At 70.2% G+C, this 24,318-nt stretch carries 20 protein-coding genes and 3 pseudogenes; 11 read left to right on the forward strand and 12 right to left on the reverse strand.

What is annotated here, in order from left to right; genetic code table 11:
• Positions 1-110, forward strand: a pseudogene (locus WCD84_RS14375) (transcriptional regulator); the annotation flags it as partial.
• A gap of 70 nt (positions 111-180) precedes the next feature.
• On the forward strand, positions 181-573 hold the full coding sequence (locus tag WCD84_RS11120; RefSeq protein ID WP_343281411.1) for a hypothetical protein: 393 nt from the start codon (positions 181-183) through the stop codon (positions 571-573).
• Positions 574-698: 125 nt separating this feature from the next.
• Here the strand turns inward: WCD84_RS11120 and WCD84_RS11125 are convergent.
• A pseudogene (locus tag WCD84_RS11125) lies at positions 699-806 on the reverse strand (IS110 family transposase); the annotation flags it as partial.
• 125 nt (positions 807-931) lie between these two features.
• Positions 932-1,078 (reverse strand): annotated as a pseudogene (locus tag WCD84_RS11130) (helix-turn-helix domain-containing protein); the annotation flags it as partial.
• A gap of 10 nt (positions 1,079-1,088) precedes the next feature.
• Here WCD84_RS11130 and WCD84_RS11135 point away from each other — a divergent pair.
• The 3 genes from WCD84_RS11135 to WCD84_RS11145 all read left to right on the forward strand — a co-directional run bounded on the left by WCD84_RS11135 (position 1,089) and on the right by WCD84_RS11145 (position 2,427).
• Positions 1,089-1,364: a DUF4242 domain-containing protein gene (locus tag WCD84_RS11135; protein WP_343255233.1), complete on the forward strand. Its 276-nt coding sequence runs from the start codon at positions 1,089-1,091 to the stop codon at positions 1,362-1,364.
• 177 nt (positions 1,365-1,541) lie between these two features.
• A complete protein-coding gene (locus WCD84_RS11140) occupies positions 1,542-1,928 on the forward strand; it encodes an MAPEG family protein (protein ID WP_343255232.1) in 387 nt (128 codons plus the stop codon).
• Positions 1,929-1,932: 4 nt separating this feature from the next.
• On the forward strand, positions 1,933-2,427 hold the full coding sequence (locus WCD84_RS11145) for a hypothetical protein (protein WP_343281412.1): 495 nt from the start codon (positions 1,933-1,935) through the stop codon (positions 2,425-2,427).
• 68 nt (positions 2,428-2,495) lie between these two features.
• Here WCD84_RS11145 and WCD84_RS11150 read toward each other — a convergent pair whose 3' ends face one another.
• Genes WCD84_RS11150 through WCD84_RS11160 form a run of 3 tightly spaced genes read right to left on the reverse strand, consistent with a single transcriptional unit; the run spans position 2,496 to position 6,231 of the window.
• Complete coding sequence (locus WCD84_RS11150) at positions 2,496-4,217, reverse strand: M28 family peptidase (RefSeq protein WP_343281413.1); 1,722 nt, start codon at positions 4,215-4,217, stop codon at positions 2,496-2,498.
• A gap of 31 nt (positions 4,218-4,248) precedes the next feature.
• Positions 4,249-5,409, reverse strand: a complete 1,161-nt coding sequence (locus WCD84_RS11155; protein WP_449280109.1) for a serine hydrolase domain-containing protein — start codon at positions 5,407-5,409, stop codon at positions 4,249-4,251.
• A gap of 15 nt (positions 5,410-5,424) precedes the next feature.
• Positions 5,425-6,231, reverse strand: coding sequence for a rhomboid family intramembrane serine protease (locus tag WCD84_RS11160; RefSeq protein WP_343281414.1), 807 nt, complete (start codon positions 6,229-6,231; stop codon positions 5,425-5,427).
• 57 nt (positions 6,232-6,288) lie between these two features.
• Here WCD84_RS11160 and WCD84_RS11165 point away from each other — a divergent pair, with 57 nt between their 5' ends.
• A complete protein-coding gene (locus WCD84_RS11165) occupies positions 6,289-7,458 on the forward strand; it encodes a class I SAM-dependent rRNA methyltransferase (protein ID WP_343281415.1) in 1,170 nt (389 codons plus the stop codon).
• 175 nt (positions 7,459-7,633) lie between these two features.
• Here WCD84_RS11165 and WCD84_RS11170 read toward each other — a convergent pair whose 3' ends face one another.
• The gene (locus tag WCD84_RS11170; protein ID WP_343255227.1) at positions 7,634-7,987 is read right to left on the reverse strand and encodes a DUF488 domain-containing protein; all 354 of its coding nucleotides are present in this window, start codon (positions 7,985-7,987) and stop codon (positions 7,634-7,636) included.
• Positions 7,988-8,250: 263 nt separating this feature from the next.
• Here WCD84_RS11170 and rmuC point away from each other — a divergent pair, with 263 nt between their 5' ends.
• The gene (rmuC, locus tag WCD84_RS11175) at positions 8,251-9,579 is read left to right on the forward strand and encodes a DNA recombination protein RmuC (protein ID WP_449280110.1); all 1,329 of its coding nucleotides are present in this window, start codon (positions 8,251-8,253) and stop codon (positions 9,577-9,579) included.
• A 241-nt stretch (positions 9,580-9,820) separates the two neighbouring features.
• Here the strand turns inward: rmuC and WCD84_RS11180 are convergent, their stop codons facing one another.
• The 6 genes from WCD84_RS11180 to WCD84_RS11205 form a co-directional block, all read right to left on the reverse strand.
• Positions 9,821-10,930 (reverse strand): MlaA family lipoprotein, encoded by a 1,110-nt coding sequence (locus WCD84_RS11180; protein ID WP_343281417.1) that lies wholly within the window; start codon positions 10,928-10,930, stop codon positions 9,821-9,823.
• 16 nt (positions 10,931-10,946) lie between these two features.
• Positions 10,947-11,246: an STAS domain-containing protein gene (locus WCD84_RS11185; protein ID WP_343281418.1), complete on the reverse strand. Its 300-nt coding sequence runs from the start codon at positions 11,244-11,246 to the stop codon at positions 10,947-10,949.
• The gene (locus WCD84_RS11190) at positions 11,230-11,898 is read right to left on the reverse strand and encodes an MlaC/ttg2D family ABC transporter substrate-binding protein (protein WP_343281419.1); all 669 of its coding nucleotides are present in this window, start codon (positions 11,896-11,898) and stop codon (positions 11,230-11,232) included. Before WCD84_RS11190 ends, WCD84_RS11185 begins: the two co-directional genes overlap by 17 nt.
• Positions 11,895-12,440, reverse strand: coding sequence for an outer membrane lipid asymmetry maintenance protein MlaD (gene mlaD, locus WCD84_RS11195; protein ID WP_343281420.1), 546 nt, complete (start codon positions 12,438-12,440; stop codon positions 11,895-11,897). The genes WCD84_RS11190 and mlaD overlap by 4 nt, the downstream gene beginning before the upstream one ends.
• A gap of 64 nt (positions 12,441-12,504) precedes the next feature.
• Positions 12,505-13,254, reverse strand: a complete 750-nt coding sequence (locus WCD84_RS11200) for an MlaE family lipid ABC transporter permease subunit (protein WP_343281421.1) — start codon at positions 13,252-13,254, stop codon at positions 12,505-12,507.
• Complete coding sequence (locus WCD84_RS11205) at positions 13,254-14,066, reverse strand: ABC transporter ATP-binding protein (protein ID WP_343281422.1); 813 nt, start codon at positions 14,064-14,066, stop codon at positions 13,254-13,256. Before WCD84_RS11205 ends, WCD84_RS11200 begins: the two co-directional genes overlap by 1 nt.
• A 321-nt stretch (positions 14,067-14,387) precedes the next feature.
• Here WCD84_RS11205 and WCD84_RS11210 point away from each other — a divergent pair, with 321 nt between their 5' ends.
• The 4 genes from WCD84_RS11210 (at position 14,388) to recD (ending at position 24,026) form a co-directional block, all read left to right on the forward strand.
• The gene (locus WCD84_RS11210; protein ID WP_343281423.1) at positions 14,388-14,624 is read left to right on the forward strand and encodes a hypothetical protein; all 237 of its coding nucleotides are present in this window, start codon (positions 14,388-14,390) and stop codon (positions 14,622-14,624) included.
• Positions 14,621-18,184 carry an exodeoxyribonuclease V subunit gamma gene (gene recC, locus WCD84_RS11215; protein ID WP_343281424.1) on the forward strand — a complete coding sequence of 1,188 codons (3,564 nt, stop codon included), beginning with the start codon at positions 14,621-14,623 and terminating at the stop codon, positions 18,182-18,184. The genes WCD84_RS11210 and recC overlap by 4 nt, the downstream gene beginning before the upstream one ends.
• Positions 18,181-21,993 carry an exodeoxyribonuclease V subunit beta gene (locus WCD84_RS11220; RefSeq protein WP_343281425.1) on the forward strand — a complete coding sequence of 1,271 codons (3,813 nt, stop codon included), beginning with the start codon at positions 18,181-18,183 and terminating at the stop codon, positions 21,991-21,993. The genes recC and WCD84_RS11220 overlap by 4 nt, the downstream gene beginning before the upstream one ends.
• Before the next feature lie 134 nt (positions 21,994-22,127).
• Entirely contained in the window at positions 22,128-24,026 is a 1,899-nt protein-coding gene (gene recD / locus WCD84_RS11225) for an exodeoxyribonuclease V subunit alpha (protein WP_343281444.1), read from the forward strand.
• Positions 24,027-24,318: the final 292 nt, after the last annotated feature.

Consider the following 24,318-nt stretch of genomic DNA (forward strand, 5'->3'; position numbering starts at 1 on the left):
ACAAGGCACTCGCTCCGGGGGCGAAGCCTCGCTACGACACTGTCATCAAGCTTGTCCGTGCGCTCGGGGTGGAGCTTCACACGTCGCCAGCCCATGCAGGGCAGGCCTAACGATTCGTTCAAGCCGATGCCGCTTCGCGGCACGGCCTAACTCTGGTGTTAGGCCTCACTTGGAACGTTCATGCTAGAACCCAACCAATTCGAAGAGAATGAGGCGTGGGTCGCCTTCCAGCTTAATGACGACCCCGTTCGTACTGAGCACGATGGTGATTTCAACTGCGTGGCGCTTATGGACGCGGCAACTGGATTCATCTTCGGTACCGCGTTCGTGTCTGTAGCCGAGCACGAGCCGCCCCCGCTTGAAGTACGCCGGCTGTTCGAAGCGAGTTTAGAGCGCAGCAACTGCAATCCAGCCGCGCTTTTTATCCCCAAGGGGAAGTATCAGTCGGTATTGCCGGCAGAGGCGAAGCGCCACGGAATTGAGGTGGTCTCAGTGCAGGGGTCGGAGCTGTTGATCTTGACCGGGGAGGCAAGACAAGGATTCCGCGAGCACTTCCAAGGCGGGGCGGCGTGAAGCCTAACAATGCGTTCAAGCCGAAGCCGCATCGTTATGCAAAGCACATAGCAGTACAGCTTGCCATGTGCTTCGCTTCACTACGCGTCTCGGCTTAACTTAGCAACTGTCTTGAAGCGTGCCGCTCAAGCCAGTGCCAGAGCCTCGTCGCGAAGCTCGTCACGGCGCCTGGCATTGATGATTCCGAGCAGCTTCCGCATGCACGCCACCAGAGCCACCTTGCCAAGCTTCCCGCGTGCTCACAGCTGCTGGTAGTGCGCCTTCATCGGGTTCACCCCCGTTTTCACGGACACTTACAAGAAGGCCGATAGTGGCCTACCGGAGTGTTCATGTCGGCGAGCCAGCCGGGCGTCAGCTTGCGCTTGATCTCGCGGTAGATCGTGCTCCGGTGGCGGCCCAGAATCTGGGCGATCCGGGCCACGCCGTGCCGTGTCTTGCGGAGCTTGGAGATCAGGTATCGTTCTTCCTTGGTGTCAGGTCCACGGTTGGGACAACTGCAGCTCAGGAGAAAGACGATGACCCAGTATCTGATCGAGCGCGAGATAGCCGGTGCCGGAGACATGTCGGAGCAGGCGCTCCGTGATGCATCCAGACATTCCAATGCCGTGCTCGCGGAGATGAGCCCCGAAATCCAATGGGTGCATAGCTATGTGGCCGGCGACAAGATCTACTGTGTGTACAACGCGCCGAATGAGCAACTCATTCGGGAGCATGCCGAGAAGTCCGGGTTTCCTGCCAACAAGATCACCCCGGTGAGTGCGGTTATCGACCCCTCAACGGCTAATCCCTAGCGAACTTCCACGGCGATCGCGGCGCCAAGTTCTGGCCGCGCGATTCCGCCATGTCGCTTCTGCAACAGCCAGCACCTGCACTCATCCCGCGGATGCCAGATGCCTTCGGCATCCGCTTCGCGGCTCGGCTTGAATCGGGCGTCAGGCCCCCCAAGACCACTTCTCGCCAGGGGAAACATGAACTACGTCGATCTAGTAGCTGTTCTCGCGGTAATCCAACTCGTTTTCTTCAGCGTACTCGTGGGGCGCGCCCGCGGCCGCTACGGAGTCAAGGCTCCCGCCGTTAGCGGTCATGAGATGTTTGATCGTGCGTATCGCGTTCAAATGAACACGCTGGAACTCATGGTCGCATTTCTACCGGCTTTGTTCCTGGCCGCAAAGTACTGGCCGCACAGCTATGTTGCCGTTGCCGGTGCGGTATACCTGGTCGGCCGGCTCATCTACTGGCGCAGCTATACGGCAGCTCCGACCAGCCGTGCTCTGGGCTTCGCTCTGTCCATGCTTCCAATTCTCGCGCTGATCATAGGCTCGCTGGCCGGCATCCTCGGTGGCAGCGCGGCCTGACGATGTGTTCAAGCCGGTCCAACAAACGGGGAATTCCATGCACTTCGCAAGATCAGCTTCAATCGCCGCGCTTCTGCTGGCGAGCAACCTGGCAATGGCCGGCGAATATTCCGAACGTCTGTCAGCGTGCCTTGTGGCATCCGTCACTGCCGAGGACAAGACAGCGCTTGTCCGCTGGATATTCGGCGCGGTCGCCAGTCATCCGGAGGTGGCGGATATCTCGGGCCTGACGCCTGGATCCTGGGATGAAATATCCCGGAGAAGCGCAGCCGTGTTCGAGAAGCTGATTGCCGACAAGTGCGCGAGCGAGTCACGCGACGCAATTCTCAATGAGGGAATGGCCGGGTACAAGAGTGCGTTCGAGACGCTTGGAGCCACGGCGGTGGGCGGGCTGATGACGGATCCTGCCGTTACAAAGGCCATGGCGGACCTGGACAGTCATCTCAGCGAAGAGAAGATGATGAAGGCGCTGATGACCGGGATACCGCAGGGCGAGTGAAGCGGCACGGCCCGGCCGCACGCGCTTCCATGTTCGCGGATGGCCGCGGCCACTCCGCCATGGGAACGCTACTGTCCGGGACGCTCGCCGGTCTTCTGCGTCGGGACCAGGTGCGCACCGTCGCCATGGCTGAAGAAATCGCCTTCGTTCCATGATGGTCGCTCATCGGCGGCCGCGATATGCCAGGCGGTGCGTGCCGATACGCGCGCCAGGCGGGCGGCGTCGTCGTAGTGGATCGGCAGGTCGGCCTGGTCGCAGGGTCGGTGGTAGCAGTTGCGCATGAACCAGGTGGCGGAGACCTTGGGATCGCGCTCCGGGTCGGCGGCTTCGATGCCGGCGTCCAGATAGACGGCGGGGATGCCTTCGCGCACGAAGGAGAACTGGTCGCTGCGCACGAACACGGCTTCTTCGGGGAAGGGGTCGGGTGAGACTTTGACGCCGATCTCGCGGGCGGCAAGGTCGACGACGGCCTTGAGCGACGAGTGCTCGACGCCGATCGGCACCACGTCGCGACTGGGCGCGGTGAGCACGGGCATGTCGATGTTGATGTTGGCGACCAGTGCATCGCGCGGGACGGTCGGGCGGCTGGCGAACCACTGCGAACCGAGCAGGCCCTGCTCTTCGGCGGTCACGGCGACAAACAGCTGCGAGCGTCGCGGTCGCGTTTCGCCGGCGGCGAGTTCGCGGGCGGCCTCGGTCATGATCGCGACGCCCAGGGCGTTGTCGATGGCGCCGTTGTGGATCGCATCCCCGTCGACTTCGATGCCAAGGCCAACGTGGTCGAGATGGGCGGTATGGACCACGTACTCGTCGGCGAGGGCGGGGTCGCTGCCGCGAAGCATGCCCACGACGTTGCGCGAGTCCAGGCGTTCGACCCGGGTCTGTACGGCGAGCGACAGGCGCACGGGGAGGTCGAAGCCCCCCGGCGTACCGGTGCGGGCGGCGTTGGCGAGCTGGGCAGCGCTGCGGTCGCCGCCGGCGAACAGGGCGTCGGCGGCGGCGGCGCTGACGCGCGCCACCACGTCGAGGCCGGGCCAGGTGTCGATGCCGAGGCCGTCGGTGTCGCGCAGGCGCATGGAGGGCCGCTCCCAGCCAGCGGCGCCGCGGCTCCAGGGTGAGCGCACTTCGTCGGCGGCGGTGCCGACCAGGACCACGCCCACGGCGCCACGTTCAGCCACGCTGCGCAGCTTTTCGTGGAGGGAGCTGTTGAATGCGCGGCGGGTGTTGTCGAAGCGCTCCGGCGCGCCGCCGAAGATCACGGCGATTTTGCCACGCAGGTCGAGTCCGGCGAAGTCGTCATGGCCAAGCTCCGGCGCGTGGATGGCCTGGCCGACGAACACCGCCGCTGCTTCGACCGCGGCATCGGGGCGGTTGAAGTTCGCCATCGGCAGGAATTCGTCCTGGAACGCCAGGGAGCGCGACTGGCCGTCGAGATGGACTTCCAGTCGCGCGCCCTGGGCGGCGATGGTGGCGCGCAGCAGCGGCACGCGCTGGAACCAGCCGCCGTCTTCGCCCCCGGGGACGAGGCCGGCTTCGGCAAAGCGCGCGGCGACGTAATCCGCGGCGAGGTCGTGGCCGGGAGTGCCGGTCTCGCGACCCTGCATCCGGTCGTCGGCAAGTGCGCGGACGTCGGCTTCGATGCGGTTCGCGGCGGGATCCTGCGAACGTGCGGTGGACGCTGGTGGCGGCGCGTCGGCACCAGGCGCCGGGCTGCGGTTGCATGCAGGCAGCGCCAGCAGCAGGCTCAACACGAGGGCGGCCGGCGTCATGCGGCGGGCGTCGAAGGACATGGCGTGGCCTGTGGTTGGCGGGGGCGCAAGCCTAGCGCGTGGCGGCGGACTCGCGCAGCCAGGCATCGCCGATCGCGCGGGCGGCGGCGTAGGGTTCGGGGCTGTTGCGGTTGGTCAGCATGAGCACGGTCAGGCGCTGGGCCGGCCAGCGCAGGATGACGTTGCGGAAGCCCATGGTCTCGCCGGAATGCCACATCAGGCCGCCGTCCAGGCGCCAGCCGTAGCCGTAGGCGGCGACGTCGTCTTCGCCGGTGGACGTGCGGGTCTGCGCCGAGAACGCCAGCGCGCGCGAGGCGTCGGACAGCAGGCGGTCGTCATAGAGGGCGGCGTCCCATTTGGCGAGGTCGTCAATGGAGGAGTAGATGCCGCCGTCGCCGAGCACGGCGCTGGTGGTGGACTGGTCGCTGCGGGTCCAGCCCTCGCCGTCGGCACCGGCGCTGTGGCCGTAGGCGCGGTTGGCGGGTGTGTTGACGCCGTCGACGAAGGCCAGGCTGTGGTCCATGCCCAGGGGGGCGAAGATGCGCTCGCGGAGGAAGCCGGGGTAGGACACGCCGGACGCCTTTTCGACCACCAGGGCGAGGAGGGCGTAGGCGCTGTTGCTGTAGCGGTAGGCGGTCCCGGGCGGGAAGTAGGGCGGGGCGGGCACGGGGGCCGCCGCGCCCGCGAGGTCGCTGCCGTCGTCGCAGGCCCGGCCCGTCGCCAGCAGGCACAGCACGTCGGCGTCGTGCACCTGGCCTTCGAAATCGGCGGCCATGATGTCTTCGTAGTCGTGCAGGCCGGAGGTGTGGCTGAGCAGGTGGTGCAGGGTCACGTCGTCGGCGCTGGCGGGGAGCGCCGGCAGCCAGCGACGCACGGGATCGTCCAGGCGCAGGCGGCCGTCTTCGGCCAGGAGCAGCACGGCGGCGGCGGTGAACTGCTTGCTCACCGAGGCGAGGCGGAAACTGGTGGCCGGCGTGACCGGAGTGCCGGCGGCGACATCGCCCAGGCCGACGCCGCGACGCACCACGGGTTCGCCGTCGCGCAGCACCAGCAGTGCGGCGCCGGGGACGTCGCCGGTATAGGGCTGCAGCCGGGCCTCGACTTCGGCCATGGCGCTGTTCTCGGCGGCGTCGTTCGCGGCGGTGGCTGCGGTGGCGGTGTCAGCGGCGGCGAAGGGCAGGATCGCCAGCAGCAACAGGGTCGTGGGGCGGATGTCCATGCCCCGAGTCTATCGCCGATCGCGCGGCGGGAACTGCAGGATGGTGCCGTGCTCCTCCCCGGACGGCTCGGGGCGATTCCACAGGACGGGCACGTCTTCGGGGGCACCGGGTTCGAACTGTCCGCGCTCGGCGGCGATGCGTTCGGCGTCGGCGGCGGCCTGTTCTTCCTCGAGCTCCCAGCTGTAGCGCTTGCGCGGCGCGGCGGGATCGAGGCGACGGAACAGCCAGGCCGCGACGATGCCGCCGATGGCGCCGCCGAGGTGCGACTGCCAGGACACCCCGGGCTCGCGCGGGAGCACGGTCAGCAGCATGCCGCCGTAGAACATGAAGCCGATCATGCTGGCGGCGATGGCGGCGCGGTCGCGGCGCAGCACGGCCAGCGCCATCACCAGGAACATCAGGCCGTGGGTCACGCCGCTGGCGCCCAGGTGGTACGAGCCCGGTGCGCCCAGCAGCCATGCGCCGAGGCCCGAGCCGAGCCACATCAGCGGCAGGCCGCGCAGGGTGGCGCGCGGGTAGACCCAGCCGGCCAGGGTGCCCAGGAACAGCACGGCGACACCGTTTGCGACCAGGTGTTCCAGCGAGCCGTGAAGCAGGGGGGCGGTCAGCAGCCCGAACAGGCCGGCCGCGCTGCCGGGGGCGACGGCGAACGCGCGCGCGCTGAAGCCGGCCTGGGCGGCGTAGACGATGGCCAGCACGGCGACGAACAGTGCCGATGCACCGGCGGCGCGGCGGAAGCGGCGCCAGTCGGCGGCGCGCTGGGCGGCGGAGTCGGGCGGATGGTCGTGGGCGGGCAGGTCCATGGCAGGAAGCATGGCGGCGGATGGCGGCAACGCAAGGCCTGAGGGTGGGCGACCCGGTAGAATCGCGCCATGAACGAAGCACTCCCCGTCGTCCGCCTGCGCAACGCCTGGCGCTCAAGCCACCCGTGGATTTTCCAGAAACTGGTGGAGAAGCCGACCCCGCGGCCCAAGCCCGGGACCATCGTCGACGTGGTCGGGATCGACGGCGAGTGGATCGGCCGCGGCTTCTACAACGGCCATTCGCGGATCGCGGTGCGCATCCTGGAGACGGATCCGAACGTGCCGGTGGACGCCGGCTGGTTCTCGCGCAGGATCGCCGAGGCGGTGGCATTGCGCCGCGAGGTGCTGCGCCTGGACGAGGTGTCGGACGCCTGGCGCGTGGTGCACAGCGAGGGCGACGGGCTCAGCGGCCTGGTGGTCGACCGCTACGCGGACCTGCTGGTGCTGGAGTATTTCAGCGCCGGCATGTTCCGCCACCGCGAGTGGATCATGGAGGCGCTGCGCGAGCAGTTCCCGGGCTGCCGCTTCCACGCCTTCGCCGACGAGCACGTGCAGAAGCAGGAAAGCTTCGACTTCCACACCACGCGCGGCACCGAGCCCGCGATCATCACCGAGCACGGAATCCGCTTCCGCGCCGACCCTTCGGGCGCGCACAAGACCGGCTTCTTCGCCGACCAGCGCGAGAACCGCGAGTGGCTGAGCCGCCAGGTGGCCGGCAAGCGCGTGCTCGACCTGTGCTGCAACACCGGCGGCTTCGCGGTGTATTCGGCGGTGCGCGGCGCGGCGGACGTGGTGGGCGTGGACATCGACGCCGACGTGATCGAGCTGGCCAAGGGCAACGCGAAGTTGAACGGCGTGCGCCCGCGCTTCGTCCAGGCCGACATCTTCCCCTGGCTGCGCGACGCGTCGAACGCGGGCGAGCAGTACGATGTCGTGGTGCTGGACCCGGCCAAGATGACCCGCGACCGCGAGCAGGTGATCCCGGCGCTGAAGAAGTACCTGGACATGAACAAGCTGGCGCTGTCGGTGGTCAAGCCCGGCGGGCTGCTGGCGACGTTCTCGTGCACCGGGCTGGTGGCCGAGGACCAGTTCCTGGACATGCTGCGGCGGGCGGCGTTCTTCTCCAACCGCAAGGTGCAGGTGCTGAAGGTGTCGGGCGCCGGCCCGGATCATCCGTTCATGGCGAACGCGCAGGAATCGCGCTACCTGAAGGCGGTGTTCTGCAGGGTGCTGGACTGACGCGCTTTTTTTGTGGGAGCGGCTATAGCCGCGATTGCCGCGCTGTCGCGATGCTGTCGCGGCTATAGCCGCTCCCACACAAGATCGCTATAGCCGCTCCCACACAGGATCTCTATAGCCGCTCCCACACAGGATCTCTATAGCCGCTCCCGCAGGAGGAAGGCGGAAGACGGCCCTACGGGTGCTTGCCGAGATATTCGGCGAGGGCGACGGCGTTGTTGTGGTCCTCGTCGTGCGCCGCGTAGAGCAGGGTGGCATGGGCACCGCGACCCAGCGCCTTGCGCAGCTCGGCCAGTCCTTCGGAGTTGGCATCGAGCTCGCCAAAGTAGCGGCGCTTGAACTCCGGCCATTTTTCCGGATCGTGATCGAACCAGTGGCGGAGTTCGTCGCTGGGGGCGATTGATTTCACCCAGGGCACGCCTTCGAGATCGGCCTTGGACTTGCCGCGCGGCCACAGGCGGTCGACCAGCACCCGGTGGCCTTCGTGGCTGGCTGGCTCGGCGTAGACGCGGCGGGTGTGGATTTGCATATGGCCTCCTCCGGCATCGCTCCTCTGCTTCTGTGGGAGCAGCTACAGCTGCGACCTGCGCTGGGGCCACTTCGCCATCGCAGCTATAGCTGCTCCCACAGGGTTCCGGCGCGGGCTCCGGGACGGTAGTCCCGGCTTGGGGAATCCGTTATGCCGGGTCGCCGAGTTTGGGTCGCAAGGGGTGCGACGCTGCCGGCTACACTGCGCGCATGGATGTTCAGACCTTGTTGATGCTGGTATTGGCGGCGGTGGCGGTGGCCATCGTGTTGCTTGTGGTGCTGTTGCTGCGGCGGCCGGAGGCGGCGCTGGTGGCGCTGCGCCAGGAGCTGGAAGAGGTGCTGCGGGCTGAGCAGCGCGACGGGCGCGGGGAGCTGCGGCTGCAGCTCGACAGCCTGGGCATGGCGCAGGGCCAGCGCATCGACGGCTTCGGTGCGCGGCTGACCGAATTCAGCGCCCGCACCGACCAGCGCCTGGACGTGCTGCGCGAGGCGCTGGGCGAGGACGCGCGCAAGGCGCGCAGCGAGGGCGCGGAGGCGCAGCAGCGCTTCGCCGACCAGCTTGGCCAGCGGGTGACCGAACTCACCCAGCGCAACGAGCAGCGCATCGGCGAGATGCGCGCCACGCTGGAGTCGCAGCTGAAGTCGCTGCAGGCCGACAACGCGCAGAAGCTCGAACAGATGCGCGAGACCGTGGATGAAAAGCTGCAGACCACGCTCGAGGCGCGCCTGGGCGCATCGTTCAAGCTGGTGTCCGAGCGCCTGGAGCAGGTGCAGCGCGGCCTGGGCGAGATGCAGGAACTGGCCGCTGGCGTCGGCGATCTCAAGCGCGTGCTGGGCAACGTCAAGACCCGCGGCATCTTTGGCGAGGTGCAGCTGGCGGGGCTGCTGGAACAGGTGCTGACCATCGAGCAGTACGAAACCAACTGCGCCACCGTGCCCGGTAGCGGCGAGCGCGTGGAGTTCGCGATCCGCCTGCCCGGCTCGCAGCCGGGCCAGCCGGTGCTGCTGCCGATCGACGCCAAGTTCCCGCGCGATGACTACGAGCGCCTGCTCGACGCGCAGGACCGTGCCGATGCCGATGCCGCCAAACAGGCCGCTGTGGCGCTGGAGCGCCAGGTGCGGCTGGAGGCCAAGCGCATCCGCGACAAGTATCTTGCGCCGCCGCATACCACCGACTTCGCGCTGCTGTTCCTGCCCACCGAAGGCCTGTACGCCGAAGTGCTGCGCCGCCCGGGACTGTTTGAAGCGCTGCAGCGCGACTTCCGCGTGACCATGGTCGGACCGACCACGCTGCTGGCGCTGCTCAACAGCCTGCAGATGGGCTTCCGCACGCTGGCCATCGAACAGCGCTCAAGCGAGGTCTGGCAGGTGCTGGGTGCGGTGAAGAGCGAGTTCGGCAAGTTCGCCACGGTGCTGGAGCGGGCGCACGGGCAGCTGGACACGGTGCAGAACAGCATCAAGCAGGCCGGCGTGCGCACGCGCGCGATCGAGCGCCAGCTCAAGGGCGTGGAGTCGCTGCCGGGGGCGGAGGTGGGGGTGCAGGAGTTGTTGGGGGAGGGGATTGGCGCGAACGGGGACGATCCGGCGGCGTGAATCGCAGCTATAGCTGCTCCCACAAAAGCGGCGCCCACAACAGGGGCTCCCACAACAGCAGCTCCCACAACAGGGGCTCCCACAAGACCGCAATGTAGGAGCAGCTATAGCTGCGACCACTCCAGCGCTATCTGCTGTGGCAGAGGTGCCCTCGGATGCAATCGCAGCTATAGCTGCTCCTACAAAAGCCGGGCCAGTCAAAGGCCGGGCCAGTCAAAAGCCTGGCCGGTCAAAAGCGGGGTCAGTTCGGGGACGAGCCGGGGATGATGGGCATCACGTCCACGGGCACGGTGGGGTTGGCTTCGTCATCGAGCAGGTAGTCGGGAAGGTCTTCCTGGTCCTCGCGGATGCGGTCGCCGTTGATCTGGTAGTTGCGGCGCTGCATCCAGGCGTCGCGCACCAGGGCGTACTCGTCGGCCGCGCCTTCGCGCAGGCGATCGACGGCGAACAGCTGGGTACGCAGGTCGACCAGCTGCAGGCCCTGCAGGCCGATGCGTACGGTGTCGTCGTTGATCTGGCGCTGCGGCGAGACCTGGCCATCGCCGATGAGGCCGAACACGTCGCGCACGGTGCGCGGACCAAACAGCGGCAGCTCCACGAAGCGCGAGCTTTCCCAACCCCAGACGCCCAGCGTCTGGCCGAAGTCCTCGCTGCGGTTGGGGATGTGCATGCGCGAGGCCGGGTCGAACAGGCCGCCCACGCCGATGGTGACGTTGACCAGGAAGCGCCCCAGCGACTGCCCGGCCTGCTTGGGCTTGCCCTGCAGCAGCGCGTTGAGGGCGCTGACCGGCTGGCCGAGGTTGTTGAAGAAGTTGCCGACGCCCAGGCGCACCGGGCGCGGCGTCACCTTCATGTAGGCGCGCGCCAGCGGCTCGGCGACGGTGCGATCAATCGCCATGTTGAAGCCGTGCACGCGGCGGTTCCAGCCTTCCCAGGGGTCGTAGCTCGCGCCCGGAAGCTGCGCGGGCGTGGGCAGGGTCGGGTCGGCGATCGGATCGTAGACCCGGGTGCCGTACAGGGCGGCGTAGTCGAGTTCGGCCTCGGTGGGTGCGTTGGCGATGGTGCCGTTGGCGTCGAAGCCGTCGCCGGTTGCGGCGGCCGCGGCGGAATCGATGCTGGAGCCGGAGGCGCTGACAGTGTCGACATCTGCGGTGCCTGCTGCCGGGTCGACCACCGTCGCCGGCTCTGCGGCCACCGCTGTTGCGACCGCCGCGTGCGGACCAGCCGCCGCCGAAGGCCCGATTGGCGCGTCGGCGCGCGGCGCGGTGCCGGCACACGCGGCCAGCATCGCGAAGGCGAGTGCGAGCGCGGCCGCGCGCAGTCGGGAATGGGGTTGGCTGTCCGTGCGCATGCGTGCTCGTCCTTGTCTAGGAGGCGAAGCCGAGCGCCGCGTCAAGCCGATAGGCTGCGCGCAGGTCGGCCAGGTCGGGCGGTGTACCCGCCACGTCAATGGCGCCGCCGTGCCCGGTGGCCTTGGCCAGGGCGGAAAGCAGCGCCAACCCGGCGCTGTCGAGCCGGGTCACCGCGGTGATGTCCAGGCTGCGCGCGCCCGCCGCCTGTGGCGCTGCGGCGCGCCACAGCGCGGGCACGGCTTCGCGCACGACGGCGCCGCTGACGCGCAGCGCGTCGCCATCGCGGCGCACGCCGGGCTCAGTTGGTGCCGGCATCGGCCTGCACGCGGCCGGCGCTCAGGTCGGCCGCCACCGCACGGATCGACTTGCGCGACAGCGGAGTGTCGAACTGCTGGCGGAAGGTCTGCACGAAGGACACGCCTTCGACCATCACGTCGAACACGCGCCAGCCGTCAGCCGTCTGGCGCAACAGGTAGTCGACCGGGATCGGCTCGCCGCCGGAGCGCAGCATCTCGCTGGAGACCTTCACGCCCAGGCCGCGCGGCAGCGGCGTTTCCGACTTCAGACGCACCCGGAGCTGGGTGTTGAAGTCGAGCAGCGAGCTGCCGTAGCGGCGCATCAGGCTCTCGGCCAGGGCGTCGGCGAACACCTTGACGTCGGCGTCGCTGGCGCCGCGGCCGTGGCGGCCGAGCACCTGGCGCGCGGAGTAGTCGCGGTCGAACATCTGGTCGAATTCGCTGGTGATGAAGGCCTGGAGCTTGCCGCGGTCGGCGCTGAACTCGGCGCGACGCGATTCCAGCGTCGACAGCACGCGCTGGCTGTTGTCGAGCACCATCTTGCTGGGCGATTCGCCCTGGGTGGCGGCGGCTGCGGGCTTGGCGGCCGGGGCCTGGGCCAGCGCCGAAAACGGCGCCGCGGCGAGGATGGCCGAGGCCAGCACGAGGGGAAGCAGGGGGCGGACGGTCATGGGGTGATCTCCGTGGGGGACGGGGTGTCTTCGGCGGCGGCTGCCGGCGCGCTGGTGCCATCACCGGCAGCGCCATCATTGCCGCCGCCGCTGAACATGTACTTGCCGACCATCTGCATCAGGTCGACGGCGGGCTGGGTGTAGACCAGCTCCTCGCCGGGCAGGAACACTTCCATGTCGCCGCCGGGCTGCAGGCCAACGTAGCTCTCGCCCAGCAGGCCGCCGGTGAGGATCTGCGCCGAGGTGTCGATCGGGATCTCGTTGAAGCGCTGTTCGATCGCCAGGGTCACGATGGTGTCGAATTTCACCGGATCAAGGTCGATCCCCGAGACGCTGCCGATCGTCACGCCGCCGACCTTGACCGGCGCGTTGGGCCGCAGCTGGCCGAGATTGGTGAAGCGCGCGGTCAGCTCGTAGGTATCGCGCGCGAAGCCGAACTTGCCGTTGGTCGATGCCACGGCCAGCACCAGCACGGAGGCGAGCGCCAGCAGCAGGAAGGCGCCGACGGCGAATTCGAGTCTTGGGCCACGGGATGTATTCATAGGGGACATACCTTTGAAAAGCCTTTCTGCCGCGCAGATCCGAGGCAAATGCTCTTTCCGCGGCTCATCGGAACAGCAGCGCGGAGAGGACGAAGTTGAACATCAGCACCAGCAGGGAAGCGTTGACGACGGCGCGGGTGGTGGCGATCGAGGTGCCTTCGATGGTCGGTTCGGCGTGGAAGCCGACGTAGGCCGCGACCAGGGCCGCGGTGCCGCCGAAGACGGCCGATTTCATGAACGCGACCAGGAAGTCGTCGCGGAAATCGACCACGTCGCGCATGGTCTGCCAGAAGCTGCCGTTGTCGACGCCCAGCACCTGCACCGCCTGGAACCAGCTTGCGGTCAGGGCGAAGCTGACGAAGATCGCGGTCAGCAGCGGCACGCAGATCACCGCCGCCCAGAAGCGCGGCGCGACGGCCTTGGCGACCGGGTCGATCGCCATCAGGCCCAGGGCCTGGATCTGGTCGGTGGCGCGCATCAGCGCCAGTTCGGCGGCAATCGACGAGCCGGCGCGGCCGATGAACAGCAGCGCGGTGAGCACCGGCGCCAGCTCGCGGTACAGGCCGAGGCCGATCAGCACGCTGACCTGGTTGGAGGCGCCGTAGGTTTCCAGCGCGCGGTAGCCGAGCAGGGTCAGCGACAAGCCGACGAAGGCGCCGCCGACGGCGATGATCGGCAGCGAGCGCGCGCCGATCTTGTAGATCTCGCGCACGAGCTCGGTGAAGAAATCGCGGGTCGGCTTCGAGGCTGCGAACACCGACAGAGAGAACAGGCCGGCGCGGCCGAGGGAGCGGATGCTGGAGACAATAGCCATCAGGAGGCCCCGGCGATGGAGAACGCGGCCGAGGCCGGATCGAACGCGATCGGGCCGTCGGGCTCGCCGCGCAGGAACTGGCGCAGCAGCGGGTCGTCGCTGGATTCAAGCTCGGCCGGCGTGCCGGCGAAGACGATGCCGCGGTTGGCGGTCACCAGCACCTGGTCGGCGATCGGCAGCGTCTCGCGCACGTGGTGGCTGACGATGATGCTGGTCAGGCCGAGCGTGGCGTTGAGGCGCGAGATCAGGCTCATGATCACGCCCGAGGCGATCGGGTCGAGGCCGGTCAGCGGCTCGTCGTAGAGCATCAGCGGCGGGTCGAGCGCGATCGCCCGTGCCAGCGCCACGCGGCGCGCCATGCCGCCGGAGAGCTCGCGCGGGTACAGATCGGCGGCGGTGCGCAGGCCCACGGCGTGCAGCTTCATCAGCACCAACTGTTCGATCACCGGCGCCGGCAGCTTCGTGTGCGCGCGCAGCGGCAGCGCCACGTTCTCGCCGGCGGTGAGGTCGGTGAGCAGGCCGTTGCCCTGCAGCAGCACGCCGATGCCCTTGCGCAGCTCGAGCAGCTCGCGATGGCGGCGCGGCACCGGCTGGCCGAAGACCTCCACCGTGCCCGCGGCCGGCACCAGTTCGCCGGTCAGCGCGGCGAGCAGGGTGGACTTGCCGCTGCCCGAGGGGCCAAGGATCGCGGTGATGCTGCCGCGCGGGACCACCAGGTCGATGTCGTCCAGGATCGTGCGCGCACCGCGGTCCAGTCGCACGCCGGAGAGGCGGACGGCGGGATCGTGCGTGTCGGGCGCTGCATGGGGCATCGGGCTGCCGGAGTTGCGGGCGGGGGCAAACGCGAAAGCTTGGCCGGAAGCGGCTGAATGGAGGTGAAGCGCGGCGTGTCGTCGATTATCGCCGATCAGGACCAGCGGTGCCCGGGGCTGCTCGTGTCGGAGGGCCATGCGGGGGCGGCTCCCGGTCCGGGAGGGCCCTGCTCTTGTGGGAGCGGCTACAGCCGCGATGGCGCGCGATCGCGGCCGTAGCCGCTCCCAAAGGGGTCCTTCCGCTCCGTATCACTCGCTGCGACCGGCCTGCGGCATCATGGCGGTCGGTACAGGGGGGCAGGAATGGGCGGGCTTGGGCTGGTGGCGCATCTGCGGAAGGAGTTCCGCCTCGACTGGAACGGCATCCACGGTGCGGCGCACTGGGCGCGCGTGCGCTTCCACGGCGTCTCGCTGGCCCGCGGACTGGGTCTGGACGAACGCGTGCCGGCGCTCGATCTCGGGCGCGTGGGCATCCGTCCGGATCCGCGCCGCCTGTGCACGCCGCTGGCCAGGGATGCAGGGCGGATCGAGCGCGCGTGGCGGTGGTCGCTGCGATGAGTGGACGGTCCGATTTCCGCCTGTACCACTCGAACGCGCTGGATGTGCTGGCCGGACTGCTGTCGGCCGAGCTGCGCGTGCCGGCGCCGGGACAGGGCCTGCTCGAACCCGACGTCGTCCTGATCCCCCAGCCCGCCATGCGCCGCTGGCTGCAGGCCACGCTGGCCGAAGCGCACGGCGTAGCCGCCAACCTCGAGTTCCTGACCCCGGGCGAGTTCGTGCAGCGCGCGCTGGATGCCAACGTGCCGGGGCGCGGCGAAGACCTGGACGCCGCCGCGCTGCGCTGGCGCGTGCACGCGGCGCTGTCGGACCCGGCGGTGCTGCGCGAGCGCGCGCTGCAGCCCATGCGCGACTACCTGGAATCCGCACCGGACCCGCTGAAGGCCTGGTCGCTGGCCGGCGAGCTCGCGCAGGCGTTCGAGAAGTACAAGGCCTGGCGCCGCGAGTGGCTGCTGGCATGGGAGGCCGGCGAGGCGCCGCGCGATCCGCAGGCCGCGCTGTGGCGGCGCGTGGCGGGCGGCACGGAACACCGCGCGCGGCGCATCGATGCCTATCTGCGCGGCTTCGCGGCGCCCGATGCGCATCTGCCCGCCGGCCTGCCGAAGCGGCTGTTCGCCTTCGCCATCCTCAACGTGTCCCCGGACGTCCTGCGCGTGATCGCGACCGTCGCGCGCGTCGGCACGCTGCATCTCTACGTGCCCTCACCCAGCCGCGACTACTGGGGTGATCTGCAGCGCGTGCGCGGCGGCGATCCGGATGCCGCCGCTGGCGAGAACCCGCTGCTGCGCGCCTGGGGGGCGGCCGGGCGCGACTTCATGGCGGTGCTGGGCAATTACGAAGTCGTGCACCCGGACATCGAGTTCCGCGGCGATGCCGATCCGGGCGAGGGCGGCGGCGCGATGCACGGCAGCCTGCTGCGGCGCCTGCAGTCGGACCTGTTCCATCGCCGATCGTCGCCGCCGCTGGCGCCGAGCGTGAACGATGCGCGCACCCGGCTGCCGGCGCTGCGCCGCGACGACCCCAGCCTGCAGGTGCACGCCTGCCACACCCGCCTGCGCGAACTGCAGGTGCTGCACGACCAGTTGCGCGCGCTGTTCGAAGACCCGCGCTTCGATCCGCCGCTGCAGCCGCGCGACGTGGCGGTGCTGGCGCCGGACATCGATCCCTACCTGCCCTACCTTGACGCCGTCTTCGGCGGCCGCGGCCGCAGCGAGGCCGGCTTCAACCAGGCGATTCCCTATGCCGTGGCCGACGCCAGCCCGCTGGCCGGCGAGCCTCTGGCCGACGTGTTCCTGCGCCTGCTGGCCTTGCCGGTGGCGCGCTTCGGCCTGGTGGAAACGCTGGACCTGCTGGCCAGCCCGCCGCTGGCCGAGGCCGCGCGGCTCGACGCCGCCGCCTTCGACCGCCTGCACGCCTGGCTGCACGCCGCCGGCGCGCGCTGGGGCCTGGACGCCGCGCACCGCGCGCGCCTGGATGCCCCCGCCGACGATGCCTACACCTGGGCCTTCGCGCTGGACCGCCTGCTGCTCGGCCATGCCACCGGCAGCGATGCGCCGATCACTACCGCCAGTGGCCAGGTCATCGCGCCAATGCCGGAGCTGGAAGGCAGCGCGCTCGATGCGCTCGACACCCTGGTGCGGCTGCTGCGCGTGCTCGCGCGCCACGCCCGCGTGCTCGATGAAGCGCTGACGCCCGACGGCTGGCGCGAGCGCCTGCTCGGCCTGCTCGATGCGCTGCTGCCGCAGCCGCCGTCGTCACCGGCCACGCGCCGCGCGCTCGACCGCCTGCGCACGCTGATCGACGATTTCGCCGCCGATGCGCGCCGCGCCGGCGTGGAGCTGCCGGTGCCGGCCGGGATCGTGCGCGCGCACTTCACGGCCGCGCTGTCGGAGGCCGACACCCGCGCGCCGCTGCTGACCGGCGGCGTCAGCATCGCGCGCATGGTGCCGATGCGCCTGCTGCCGTTCCGCGCGATCTGCCTGCTGGGCATGGACGACGGCGAGTTCCCGCGCCGCGATCCCGCCGGTGGCCTGGACCGCCTCACCGCGGATCTCGCCGGCGGCCAGCGCCGCCAGGGCGACCGCTCCACGCGCGACGACGACCGCTTCCTGTTCCTGCAGCTGTTCGCCGCCGCGCAGGACGTGTTCTACGTCAGCTACCAGGGCGCCGACCCGCGTGACGGCAGCGCGCGTGAGCCCTCGGTGCTGGTGGCCGACCTGCTGGCCGCGGCCGATGCGCAGCACGCGCCGGAGGCAGAGGCGGGCGAGGCGCTGGTGGTGCGGCACACGCTGCAGCCGTTCGCGCCGGCGGCGTTTGGCAGCGAGGATGAGCCGCGGCGGTTCTCGTATTACGCGCAGTGGTGGCCGGCGGCGTCGCAGCCGGCGCAGAAGCGGGTGGCGTTGCCGGCGTGGTTTGGCGATGAGGCGCTGGCGGCGATGACGGGTGGCAGCGACAGCGACAGCGGCGATAGTGGGGCCAGCACCAATGGCGGCATCGGCAACCCGATTGGCGACGCCGTGAAGCGCAACGCCGCGCAACCGCCGCAAGGCGGGAGCGAAGACGAGGCCACGCTGTCGCTCGACGAACTCCGTCGCTTCCTGCAGGCGCCCGCGGAGACGTTCCTGAAGCAGCGCCTCGGCCTGCGCCTGGCCGAAGTCGAAGCGGTGGATGAGGACGTCGAGCCGCTGCTGGCGCCGGGCCGTGGCTTCGCTCGCCAGGTATTGCAGAAGGCGGTGTTCGACGCCGCGCTGCGCGGCGATGACGACACTGCGACGCATGCGCTTCTGCGCGCGCGCGGGCTGCTGCCGTCCGGTCCGCTGGGTCGGCGCACGCTGGAAGACGTGCGCGGGCAGGTGGATGCGTATGCGGCCGCCTTCGCCGAGTGGCGTGGTGCGACCGACGCCGATGCTCCGCGGCTCGAAGTCCTGATCGACGGCGTCACGCTGCAGAGCGGTGCCGGCGGTCCTGGCGGTGCTGGCAGCTCGGGCAGCCTGACCCTGCGCGGTCGCGTCGCTGATGCCTACCCGCACGGTATCGCACGCGTGCGCTTCGATCCGCCCGCCGGGCAGTCGGCGATCCGCAACGGTCTCGACTGGCTGCTGGCGAGTGCGGCCGGCCGAAACGTGCCGCTGGTCGAATTCCACGACGGCGGCGAACACGGCGTTGGTCCGCACCCGCGCGCGCCGCTCGATCAAGACGAAGCGCGCGACGTGCTGCGCATGCTCATCGACCTCCACACCAGGGGCCTGCGCCGGCCGCTGCCGTTCGCGCCCTACAGCGGCTGGGAGCTGTTCCGCGCCGACAGCCTCGAGCGCGGCCTGGACCTCGCCGCCAAACGCTGGCATGGCAGCGACCGCAGCTGGGGCGAGGGCACGGGCGAAGCCCTGCGGCTGGCGCTGCGCGGCCGTGACCCGTTCACCGACGAGGCCACCCAGGTCGCATTCGTGGATATGGCGATGGCGATCTATTCGGCGGTCGTGGCCGGCAAGGTCTACGCCGGCACCGATCTCGGCGCGCTGCGCGACATCGCCGCCAAGCTCGACCTGGAGGATGCGGAATGAGCGCGGGCAAGAACGTCATGCACGCAGGTACGGATGCAGGCACGGGGCCGGACTCCGGCGCTCCGCAGGCGGGCGTCGGTAGTGGAGCCACGCGTGCATCCGGACGCGACCCGTACCTCGACCTCGCGCTCGAAGGCGTCCACGCCATCGAGGCTTCCGCCGGCACCGGCAAGACCTTCACCCTGGCCACGCTGGTGGTGCGCCTGGTGGTGGAGCGCGGGCTGCGCGTGGGCCAGGTGCTCGCCGTCACCTTCACCGAGGCCGCCACCCAGGAGCTGCGCAACCGCATCCGCGCGCGCCTGCTGCTGGCCGAGCAGCTGGTCGGTGCCGCGCCGGCCGCCGATGCCTCGCCCGAAGCCACGCTCACCCACGCCGTGCTCGACGCCCACCTGGCGCGCGGCAGCGAATCCGCCGACGCCCTGCGCCGCCGCCTGCACGCCGCCGCCAACGATATCGACCTCGCGGCCATCTTCACCATCCACGGCTTCTGCGCCCGCGTGCTGCGCGAGCACGCGCTGGAAGTCGGCCAGGCCTTCGATGCGCCGGAGCTGCTCACCAGCGACACGCCGCTGTATGAGGCTATCGCCGCCGACCTGTGGCGCTCGCACGGCAGCGAACGCGACGCCGCCGACGACCTGCTGGCGCTGTGGCCGGGCGGCCCGCAGGCGCTCGCCGCGGATCTCGCACCGCTGGTGCGCGAACCCCTGCTGCGCCCGGCGCTGGCCGAGCTGCCGGACCATCCCGCGCCGCGCCTGCATGCGACCGGTGAAGCGCTGGCCACCGCCTTCCGCGCGCATGGCGATGACTTCCGCGCGGCGCTGGTGTCGGCGGTGGACAACAAGATCCTGCACGGCGGCAGCTACAAGATCGACTGGATCACCGCGCTGTTCGATTCGCTGCACCAGTGGTGCCACGCCGGCGAGCGCGGCGCGCCGTTCGAGCACGCAAAGCTCCCGCAGCTGCACCGCGACACCCTGTTGCTGCGCACCAGCAAGGCCGGCGCCGGCCGCACGCCGGACTCGCCGATCTGCGATGCCGTCCCCGGCTATCTCGACGCACTCACCGCGATGGCCGAGTGGAAGGACGCGCGCCGCGTCGAGCTGCTGCACCGCCTGCGCGACGACGCCCGCCTGCGCGTCGCCCGCGCCAAGCAGCAGCAGCGCGTGCAGACCTACGACGACCTGATCGACCGCGTCGCCGACGCCATCGACCCCACGCATGACGACGGCCGGCAGGCCGAAGCGCTCACCGCCAAGCTGCGCGCCCAGTACGCCGTGGCCCTGGTCGACGAGTTCCAGGACACTGACGCCCGCCAGTGGCGCATCTTCGACCGCGTGTTCGGCGCAGCCAGCGGTGCGCCGGCGCTGTACGTGATCGGTGACCCCAAACAGGCGATCTACGGCTTCCGCGGCGGCGACGTCGAGACCTACCTCGCCGCGCGCGCGACGGCCGCCGAAGCCCCTCCGCTGTCGAGCAACTTCCGTTCGCGTCCTTCGGTGCTGCGCGCGGTCTCTGCGCTCTACGCGCAGGCGCAAGCGGCGGCGGATGCGGATACCGCTACTGATCCCGCCAGGAAGATTCCGGCGCCCTTCATCGATCCGCGCATCGGCTTTCGTGAAGTCATGCCCGGCGGCGTGCGCCGCGACGAGGACTTCCTGCGCCACGGCGCGCCTGCGCCGGCGCTGACGCTGTGGCAGGCGCCGCTCCCGGAAGATCGCGACAGCAAGGGCAAACTGAAGCCCTGGAATGCCGGCCCGTCGCGCGAACTCGCCACCCAGGCCTGCGTCGCCGCCATCCACCGCGTGCTCACCGACGCCCGCGACGGCCACGCCAGCATCGAAGGCCGCCCCGTGCAGCCCGGCGACATCGCCGTGCTGGTGCGCTCGCACAACGAGGCCACGCGCATCCGCCACGCGCTGGCGATGGCCGGCATCCCCGCGGTCGCCGCCGGCAAGCAGAGCCTGTTCGCCACGCCCGAAGCGCGCGACCTGCACGCGCTGCTGCTGGCGCTCCTGCACGGCGCCGACGACGGCCGCCTGCGCATGGCGCTGTCCACGGTGCTGGTGGGCCTGGACGCCACCGCGATCGCCGCGCTCGACGAAGATGGCGAAGCGCTGCGCACCTGGCAGCTCGCAGCACTCGCCTGGCGCGACCGCCTGCAGCGCGGCGGCCCGCTCGCGCTGATCAACGAGCTCTGCGCCGAACACGCCGGCCGCCTGCTCGGCCTGCTCGACGGCGAACGTCGCCTCACCAACTACCTGCAGCTGGCCGAACTGCTGCAGGACGCGCAGGCGCGCGCGCTCGGCCTGCACGGCCTGGTCGACTGGCTGGCGAACGCCATCGCCGACGCCAATGCCAACGACGAGAGCCAGCTGCTGCGGCTGGAGTCCGACGCAAAGCGCGTGCAGGTGGTCACCCTGCACAAGAGCAAGGGCCTGGAATACCCGCTGGTGTTCATGCCGTTCGCGGCCATCGGCTCGCCCACGCGCAGCCCCGGGCAGCGCGCCGTGGTGAACGGCGAGGGCGGCCGCGCGCTGCACTGGAAGCTGCTGCCGTCGCGTTCCGGCTGGGAAGCAGCCAAAGATGCGTGGACCCTCGCCCAGCGCGCCGAGGACGCACGCCTGCTGTACGTCGGCCTCACCCGCGCGCGCCACGCGCTGTGGCTGGCCAGCGGCATGTTCAGCAACCACGACAAGTCGCCGCTGCTGCATATGGTGGCCAAGCCCGATGCGCTGGCCGCGGCACTCGGCACCGCGGTCGCCATCGACGACAGCGCGCCGCCGGCCACGCTGCCCTGGCTCGCGCCGGCATCCACCGACGCCGTGCCGCCCGCGCGCATCGCCACCCGCGCGCTCGCCAGCGACTGGTGGGTCTACAGCTTCACCCAGCTCGCCAACGCCGAGGGCCAAGGCGACGCGTCGGCCAGCGCCACCCAGCCCGCGCCCGGCGGCCAGGACGAGCCCGGCGACCACGGCGACACGGCTGCCGCGTTCGACGCCGCGAACGGCGAGGCTGCCGCTGGCGCCGCGGACGGCACGGCGGAAGCAGCCTTCGACCCGCGCTTCGCCGGCACCCGCTTCGGCGTGGTGCTGCACGACGTGCTGGAACGCACCGACTTCGCGCGCTGGTCCGCATGGACGCCCGGCGCGCCCGCCCCCGGCAGCGACGATGCAAAGCTCATCGCCGACCGCCTGCGCGCCGGCGGCTACCCGGCCGAAGACATCGATGACGGGCTCGCGGTGCTCACCCCGCTCATCGGCCACACGCTCACCGTGGCCCTGCCCGAAGGCGTGCGCCTGGCCGACTTGCCCGCGGACCGGCGCCGCCCGGAGATCGAGTTCCAGTTCGCGCTCGCGCCCACGCGCGTCGACGCGCTGCTCGCGCTGCTGCACCGCCACGGCCTGCTCACCGCGCGCCAGGGCTTCGGCGTGCGGCGCCGGCTTGAAGGCCTGATGACCGGCCTGATCGACCTCACCTACGTGCACGACGGCCGCTGGTACGTGCTCGACTACAAGTCCAACCGCCTGCCCGGCTACGGCCCCGCGCAGTTGGATGAGGCGATGGCGCACAGCGAGTACGACCTGCAGGCGCTGATTTACACACTCGCGCTGCACCGATGGCTGCGCTTCCGGCTGGGTGATGCGTATGACTACGCGCGGGACTTCGGCGGTGTGCGGTACGTGTTCTGTCGGGGGCTGGATGCCTCTCGCGAAGACGCGAAGGGGGTGCAGGCGTGGCGGTTCATGCCGAAGCTTGTGGATGAGCTGGATGCGTTGTTTGCTGGCCAGGTCGCGGAGGCTGCGGCATGACCACGCTTCCGCTGTTTCCCGAGAGCCAGGCCGGCGATGCAGCCGACAAGGCCGGCACGGCCGGTGGCGCGAATGCCATCGCGCCAGACGTGCGCGGTGCGCTGCCGCAGGAGCAGGCGCACGACACCCGCCGCTTGGGCCTGCTGCAACAACTCGTCAAAGCCGGCGCGCTGCGCACGCTCGACCACGCACTGGCGCAGAGCCTGCGCCGGCTGGACCCCGACACGCCGGATAGCGTGCTCGCAGCGGCAGCGCTGGCCTCGCTCGCGGTCGCATCCGGCCACGCCGGTTTCGACCCCGCGGAGCCGCAGCGCCTGGTCGACGCCGCGATCGACTGGCCCACGCCCGATGCCTGGCGCGAAGCGCTCGAAGCCTCGCGCTGGGTCGCCCGCCCCGACGCCGGCGATGCCGAATCCGCCGCCGACGCCCCACTCGTGTACGAACACGGCCTCATCTACCTGCGCCGCTACCGCGAGTACGAACGTCGCCTGGCCGACGGCCTCCGCCGCATCGGCCGCGCCATGCCGCACGCAGGCGCGATCGCGGCAGGAGACGCGCTCACCCGGGCGAGCGAAGCCGGTCGCGACGACGCGCAGCTCCCCGCACACCTCGCACCCCTCTTCACCCAACTCTTCCCCGAAGCCGCTCTTCCCCCGCATGCGGGGGAAGATGCCCGAAGGGCAGATGGGGGCAGCCTCGCGGCGCCCTTCGAGGACCGTCAGGCCCAAGCCGCCGCCGCCGCGCTCCATAACCGCCTGCTGCTCGTCACCGGCGGCCCCGGCACCGGCAAGACCACCACCATCACCCGCATGCTGGTGCTGCTGATCGCACAGGCGCTTGAAGCCGGCGCCGCACCGCCGCGCATCGCCCTGGCCGCGCCCACCGGCCGCGCCGCCGAACGCATGGCTGAGAGCGTGCGCAACGCCGTGCAGGCGCTGCCCGCGCTCGGCGTCGACCCCGCGCTGTGCGCGCAGCTGCCCACCACCGGCACCACGCTGCACCGCCTGCTCGGCACCATCCCCGACTCGCCGCGCTTCCGGCACCACGCCGACAACCCGCTGCCGTTCGACGTGGTGGTGGTCGACGAAGCCTCGATGATCGACCTGCCGCTGATGGCCAAGCTGGTCGAAGCCGTGCCCGACGGCGCGCGCCTGGTCCTGCTCGGCGACCCCGACCAGCTGCCCTCGGTGGAAGCGGGCGACGTGCTCGCCGGCATCCTGCGCGCCGCCGAAGCCACCGCGCCCAGCGCCACGTTCCCGGCCCGGCACATCCATCTCACGCGCGGCTATCGCCAGAGTGCGGCGCTCGACCTCTCGCCGCTGGCGGCTGCCGTGCGCGAAGGCGAGACCGCCACCGCGCTGTCACTGCTGCGCGGTCGCGAGCTTTCCGGTGTGCATTTCCATGAAGGCGATGCCGACCCGCTGAAGTCGCATCGCGAGCATCTGCTGGCGCATTGGGCTTCGCTTGCCGACGCCAAAGACCCCGCCGAAGCGCTCGCTCGTGCTGGCCGCATGCGCATCCTCACGGCCGTGCGCGAAGGTCCGCAGGGGGCGCGGGGGCTCAATGCGCGTATCGAGGACATGCTCGCTGGTACCCGCCGCGGCGCCGGCCCCGCGTCCGCTGGCAGCCGCTACTTCCATGGCCGGCTGCTGCTGGTGACCGAGAACAGCTACCGCCATCGCCTGTTCAACGGCGACATCGGCATCTGCCTGCGGGATGACAGCGGCACGTTGATGGCGTGGTTCCCCGGCGATGACCCGCGAAACCCGCGGCCGTTCCATCCCACCGCGCTGCCCGCGCACGACAGCGCGTTCGCGATGACGGTGCACAAAGCGCAGGGCTCGGAGTTCGACGACGTGTGGCTGGTGCTGCCGGAGCGCTTCAACCGCGTGCTGTCGCGGGAGTTGGTGTACACGGGGATGACGCGGGCGCGAAGGGTGCTGCATGTGACGGGGAATGCGGACGTCACTGCGGAGGCGCTGGCGTGGCATGCGGGGCGGTGGTCGGGGTTGGGGTGGCGATTGACCGAATGACAGGACGCCGCTTTGGGTCTGAGCGGACCTTGGCGCAGTCGCCATGCGCCAGACGTCTCGTCCGACAATTGATGCGAGAGAAAGCTCGAGCTGCTTTTCCGCGCTAACAAATGCGGGGAGCCAAAGGATTGACGCAAAAACTCGGGGCTTTCGGCTCGACTTGATTGGAAACCTATCGGCGACAAACTGCCACACTCGCGACGGCGGAAGGTGCTTGACGCGAGGGGAGTGGAGGACGGACCCAGTCGACGCTGCGGTCTCTGCGCGTGTACCAGCTCTCTAAGCTTGCGGT

This window comes from Luteimonas changyuni, assembly GCF_039548395.1.
Classification (GTDB): Bacteria; Pseudomonadota; Gammaproteobacteria; order Xanthomonadales; family Xanthomonadaceae; genus Luteimonas.

Bases quoted from the DNA above. Each gene is read 5' to 3' on its own strand.
- WCD84_RS11140 (WP_343255232.1), top strand. From the start codon at position 1,542: ATGAACTACGTCGATCTAGTAGCTGTTCTCGCGGTAATCCAACTCGTT.
- WCD84_RS11220 (WP_343281425.1), top strand. From the start codon at position 18,181: ATGAGCGCGGGCAAGAACGTCATGCACGCAGGTACGGATGCAGGCACG.
- recC (WP_343281424.1), top strand. From the start codon at position 14,621: ATGAGTGGACGGTCCGATTTCCGCCTGTACCACTCGAACGCGCTGGAT.
- WCD84_RS11165 (WP_343281415.1), top strand. From the start codon at position 6,289: ATGAACGAAGCACTCCCCGTCGTCCGCCTGCGCAACGCCTGGCGCTCA.
- WCD84_RS11135 (WP_343255233.1), top strand. From the start codon at position 1,089: ATGACCCAGTATCTGATCGAGCGCGAGATAGCCGGTGCCGGAGACATG.
- mlaD (WP_343281420.1), bottom strand. From the start codon at position 12,440: ATGAATACATCCCGTGGCCCAAGACTCGAATTCGCCGTCGGCGCCTTC.
- WCD84_RS11180 (WP_343281417.1), bottom strand. From the start codon at position 10,930: ATGCGCACGGACAGCCAACCCCATTCCCGACTGCGCGCGGCCGCGCTC.
- WCD84_RS11160 (WP_343281414.1), bottom strand. From the start codon at position 6,231: ATGCTTCCTGCCATGGACCTGCCCGCCCACGACCATCCGCCCGACTCC.
- WCD84_RS11190 (WP_343281419.1), bottom strand. From the start codon at position 11,898: ATGACCGTCCGCCCCCTGCTTCCCCTCGTGCTGGCCTCGGCCATCCTC.
- WCD84_RS11185 (WP_343281418.1), bottom strand. From the start codon at position 11,246: ATGCCGGCACCAACTGAGCCCGGCGTGCGCCGCGATGGCGACGCGCTG.
- WCD84_RS11120 (WP_343281411.1), top strand. From the start codon at position 181: ATGCTAGAACCCAACCAATTCGAAGAGAATGAGGCGTGGGTCGCCTTC.
- WCD84_RS11170 (WP_343255227.1), bottom strand. From the start codon at position 7,987: ATGCAAATCCACACCCGCCGCGTCTACGCCGAGCCAGCCAGCCACGAA.
- WCD84_RS11150 (WP_343281413.1), bottom strand. From the start codon at position 4,217: ATGTCCTTCGACGCCCGCCGCATGACGCCGGCCGCCCTCGTGTTGAGC.
- WCD84_RS11200 (WP_343281421.1), bottom strand. From the start codon at position 13,254: ATGGCTATTGTCTCCAGCATCCGCTCCCTCGGCCGCGCCGGCCTGTTC.
- WCD84_RS11205 (WP_343281422.1), bottom strand. From the start codon at position 14,066: ATGCCCCATGCAGCGCCCGACACGCACGATCCCGCCGTCCGCCTCTCC.